Genomic DNA, 4,224 nt, shown 5'->3' on the forward strand with positions numbered 1-4,224 from the left:
TGTACGGATTACCTGAGGAAGTCGGCGACGAGGGGAGCTTTTATCTAAATCCGATTTATTCAACAAAGCCCATGTAGACATAACCGTAGCCGTCAGCGTAGAGGTCATTGGCAGTATTGCCGGAATATTCGATGAAGGTATCCTGATTAAGCGGGAACATATCGTAGGCTTCAAAGCGTCCGATTTTCGCCATCCAGTCTTTTTCTTCCCCGAAGAAGAAGGCCGCATCATCGACACCCATCGTCCCATTTAAATCGGCAGTAGGTTGAACGGAGAACCCGGAGAATTGCCCTTTATCATTCCGGCGATAACCATCCAGCCCGATCAGTAAACGGCCATTGACGTCCCAGCGTTCATTGCCGCCATTCCATTTATTATCATCGCCACTTTTGGCCGAAATTAATTGCCCGCTGCGGCTTGCGCCGTCGACGTTAAATTCTACGTCACCGTATAATTTGAGATTATCGAAACCATTAAGCGTTAAAAGTTTATCCTTCGAGATACCGTCTGTTTTTACTTCTACCGGCGTGGATTCTTTCACGCTGGCAATTTCCTGTTCACGCTTCACATCTTGTTTTTTCAGCTGCTGAATTTGTTTTTCAGCCGATTCTGCGCGCGCTTCTGCTTGTTGAAGGCGCTCTTCAAGCTGTGCCATACGGGCTTCCAGACTGGCTGAAGAGCCAGCTGCCATCGCAGAACCCGACACGGCGATCCCCACTAATAATGCCAGCGTCTTAATCTTTCTCATAATTACGATATCCTTTTCAATACAAAATCAAACCATCGATATAAATTAACGACGTTGTTTTGTTTTTATTAAAATAGTGCCCGGAGATTTCATAATGAGAAATGAAGATAGGTTCTGGCCGAATAAACTGTCAAAAATAAAGCGGGGAAACGTGAAGTAAAACTGTAATAACGAAATTTCATCCTTACAAAACCAATAAACATAAAAACGGGGCACTGACATTCTCAGCACCCCGCTTATTATTCATTTCATATACATTGCGCCGAATATATTTATCAGCCAAATGTTTAAAGCTTAGCTTTTCTTAGGACGAATTTTCGCGGTCAGCCCTTTCAGGAAATAGCGCAGAACCTGATCGCCGCACGGACGATAGTTTTTGTGCCCTTCCTTGCGGAAGAATGCACTCAGTTCGCCTTCGGAGACTTTGAAATCTGCCGCCGTCAGCACGGCAATCATGTCTTCAGTTTTCAGCTCAAATGCCACACGCAGCTTTTTCAGCATAATGTTGTTGGTCAGACGTTTTTCCACTTCCGGTGCCGGGAAACGATCGTCTTTACCGCGTTTGAACACAATCAGCCCGTTCAGGAAGTTCGCCATGACTTCGTCCGGCACTTCCATATACCCTTCTTCGTCTTCTTTTTTCAGATAACGGGACATCACTTCAGGGCTGACCGGCGTGCCGGTGGTTTTGAGGATTTCAATCAACTGACCTTCGCTCAAATCCAGCATGTAGCGCACGCTGCGCAAGACATGGTTATGCATCATAATTCTGTATTCCTGTTAAAAGTAAACCGAGGAAATGCCACCGGGTTTACCCCTACGCACCTCGAAGGCGGGCATTATACAAGAAACCGACAGAATTAGCTGAACTGGCGGATGCGCGCGATAAAGGATTCCACATCACTGATTCGCGACGCTGTCAGAATCAGCCATTTTCCGAGACTCAGCGCGTGTCGCTGGCAGTCAGCACGCATCGCAGCATCTTTAATGGTATCGAGATCGGCTACGTGCGCCAGCCCGATAGTGCGACGGATCAGTTCCGCGCCACAATAACCTACCGCGTCGTGCCAGACTTCCTGCAAGAAAACGTCGGCGTAGCCCGGCTCGGCCAGCGTCGGATCCTGTGATTTTTCACGCGCCAGTTGCAGGAAACGTTCGGAGAAGCTCAGCCACAGTTCGCGCACATCTTTCAGGCGCTGCTCGCGACCGTCGGCGGCTTCACGCACGCCCACCAGCCCTGGCAAACCGCAATAGTTCAGCAACAAATTACCGATAGCCGAGCCCGGATCAAAGCCGACAGGGCCGTAATAACCGAACTCGGCATCAATGGCTTTCAGCTTGCCTTCGGCCACAAAAATCGAACCGCTGTGAATATCGCCGTGCAGCAACGCTTCGGCTTTACTCAGGAAACGGTGCTTGAGCGCCGCCACCGCCAGACGCAGCGGTTTATCGGCACGCAGCGCATCGACTTCCGGCTGCAAAACCGGGTCAAAATTATTCCGTTCGTGATCGACATAAGGATCGGTGAAAAACAGATCTTCGGTGATCTGACACAGTTCAGGGTTAGTAAAGCGCGATACTTCGGCTTTCTTGGTCTGCGCGTTCTGATAGAAATCCGAGGTATGGAAAAGCGTCTGCGCCAGGTATTCACCCAGCTGGCTGGCGGCCTGCGGGAAGTATTTTCCCTGCACCAGCTCGCTGCGCCAGATCTGATGATCCGACAAATCTTCCTGCACCATCACCGCCAGTCCGGCGTCGTGATGCAACACCTGCACCGTATGCTGCGGGCAATACTGACCGTGAATAATCAGCGTTTCCGCTTCGATGCGCGCACGGTCGAGCGTCAGCGGCCAGGATTCCCCGACGCAGCGCACGTACGGCAAAGCCTGTTTCACGATTACGCGGCTTTTGCCCGTGGTATCGCGGATTTTAAAAACCAGATTCAGGTTTCCGTCACCGATTTCATCGGCGGTGACCAGAGATTGCGGATCTGCTACGCCACCGTATTTACGGGCATATTCAACAGCATCTTCGGCGGTAAATGTGTAGTAGCGCGACATCCTGACCTCTCGAAATTATCTTTTAGCCTTAAAAGTGTTTAGCCGTCTATACATCCATAAAACATGTTGGCAGAATAAGTGAACAGATGCAACCGGGCAACAAGGATTTAACCAACAATGCAAAGCCTCACAACCACCAGTTTACGTATCCGCGAAAACCAGCTGTGGATCCTCGATCAGCAGGCCCTGCCGCAGCAATCTGACTGGCGCGAATGCCGCGACGTCAGCGAACTGGTGGATCATATCCGCACCCTGCGCGTGCGCGGTGCGCCGCTGATTGGTTTATCCGCCAGCCTGCTGCTGGCGCTGCTGGCCGAACGTGGAATGGCGCAGGATGAATTGCATCATGCGCTGGAAACACTGCGTGCTTCACGCCCGACCGCCGTGAATCTGATGAATAATCTCGACCGGATGAAAGCCGCGTTGCAACATCCTGATTATGTGAAAGCGTTAGTGGAAGAAGCGTTGCGTCTGGTGGATGAAGACCGCGCGCTGTGCGACAGCATTGCGACGCACGGCGCTACGCTGGTGACACCGGGCAGCCGTTTGCTGACCCACTGCAACACCGGCGGGCTGGCGACAGCTGGCGTCGGCACGGCCATTGGCGTAATCCGCCGTGCGCATGAACAGGGGAATGTCGAACAGGTTTGGGTCGATGAAACGCGCCCGTTATTGCAGGGTGGCCGTCTCACCGCGTGGGAACTGGGCGAACTGGGCATTCCGTATCAGCTGATTTGCGACTCGATGGCCGCCAGCCTGATGGCACAAAAACGCGTTGACGCCGTCTGGGTCGGCGCTGACCGCATCGCAGCGAATGGCGATGTCGCCAACAAGATCGGCACTTACAGCTTGGCGGTTTTGGCGAAATACCACGGCATCCCGTTCTACGTCGCCGCGCCGCACACCACGCACGATCCGCATTGTCCGAACGGTACTGCGATCCCCATCGAACAACGCGCAGCGAGCGAAATCACCGGTGTTTCCGGCAGCTTTGGTTCCGTGCAGTGGGCTCCGCTTGATGCGAAAGTTTACAATCCGGCGTTTGATGTCACTCCTGCGGAGTTGATCAGCGGATGGGTGCTGGATGTGGGCGAGGTGACGCCAGCGCAGGTGCGCGAAGGGGTCTTCACGGCTTCGTTAGCGGCTGGGCTGAGCCGCGGGCAGCACTAAGGCGGTATTGCGTAAATTTCGGTTTTACATATGCGGTGATCGCTTAGCGGCTCGTGCCGAAACCGACCAAAAGAGGGAAGTGCTTTCCCTCTTTTGGATTTCTCCCCGCTTTTTCAACACGCGCTATCGCTCGCTGGCTATGTTTCAGTAACACCCGTTATTGCCGCAAACGCCGCCGCTGCGCGGTGCTCTCATTTCAGGCTCGAACCGGCTCGGAAAAAGACTCTCGCTGTTTCTCACCGTTCA

The 4,224-nt window shown here is 52.7% G+C and carries 3 protein-coding genes and 1 pseudogene; 1 reads left to right on the forward strand and 3 read right to left on the reverse strand.

Annotated elements, in window-relative coordinates:
* Positions 1 to 70: 70 nt before the first annotated feature.
* The 3 genes and pseudogenes from J8X26_RS24155 to mtnK all read right to left on the reverse strand — a co-directional run.
* Positions 71 to 748, reverse strand: a pseudogene (locus J8X26_RS24155) (carbohydrate porin); the annotation flags it as partial.
* 294 nt (positions 749 to 1,042) lie between these two features.
* Positions 1,043 to 1,513 carry a DUF1456 family protein gene (locus tag J8X26_RS24160; RefSeq protein ID WP_152324652.1) on the reverse strand — a complete coding sequence of 157 codons (471 nt, stop codon included), beginning with the start codon at positions 1,511 to 1,513 and terminating at the stop codon, positions 1,043 to 1,045.
* 95 nt (positions 1,514 to 1,608) lie between these two features.
* Entirely contained in the window at positions 1,609 to 2,808 is a 1,200-nt protein-coding gene (mtnK, locus tag J8X26_RS24165; RefSeq protein ID WP_208952198.1) for an S-methyl-5-thioribose kinase, read from the reverse strand.
* A 117-nt stretch (positions 2,809 to 2,925) separates the two neighbouring features.
* Here mtnK and mtnA point away from each other — a divergent pair, with 117 nt between their 5' ends.
* Positions 2,926 to 3,978, forward strand: a complete 1,053-nt coding sequence (gene mtnA / locus J8X26_RS24170; protein WP_208952199.1) for an S-methyl-5-thioribose-1-phosphate isomerase — start codon at positions 2,926 to 2,928, stop codon at positions 3,976 to 3,978.
* Positions 3,979 to 4,224: the final 246 nt, after the last annotated feature.

The sequence above is a fragment of the Rahnella sp. ChDrAdgB13 genome, assembly GCF_017655185.1.
Taxonomy (GTDB): Bacteria; Pseudomonadota; Gammaproteobacteria; order Enterobacterales; family Enterobacteriaceae; genus Rahnella; species Rahnella contaminans.

Coding starts and splice junctions, on each gene's coding strand:
- J8X26_RS24160 (WP_152324652.1), bottom strand. CDS start 1,513: ATGATGCATAACCATGTCTTGCGCAGCGTGCGCTACATGCTGGATTTG.
- mtnK (WP_208952198.1), bottom strand. CDS start 2,808: ATGTCGCGCTACTACACATTTACCGCCGAAGATGCTGTTGAATATGCC.
- mtnA (WP_208952199.1), top strand. CDS start 2,926: ATGCAAAGCCTCACAACCACCAGTTTACGTATCCGCGAAAACCAGCTG.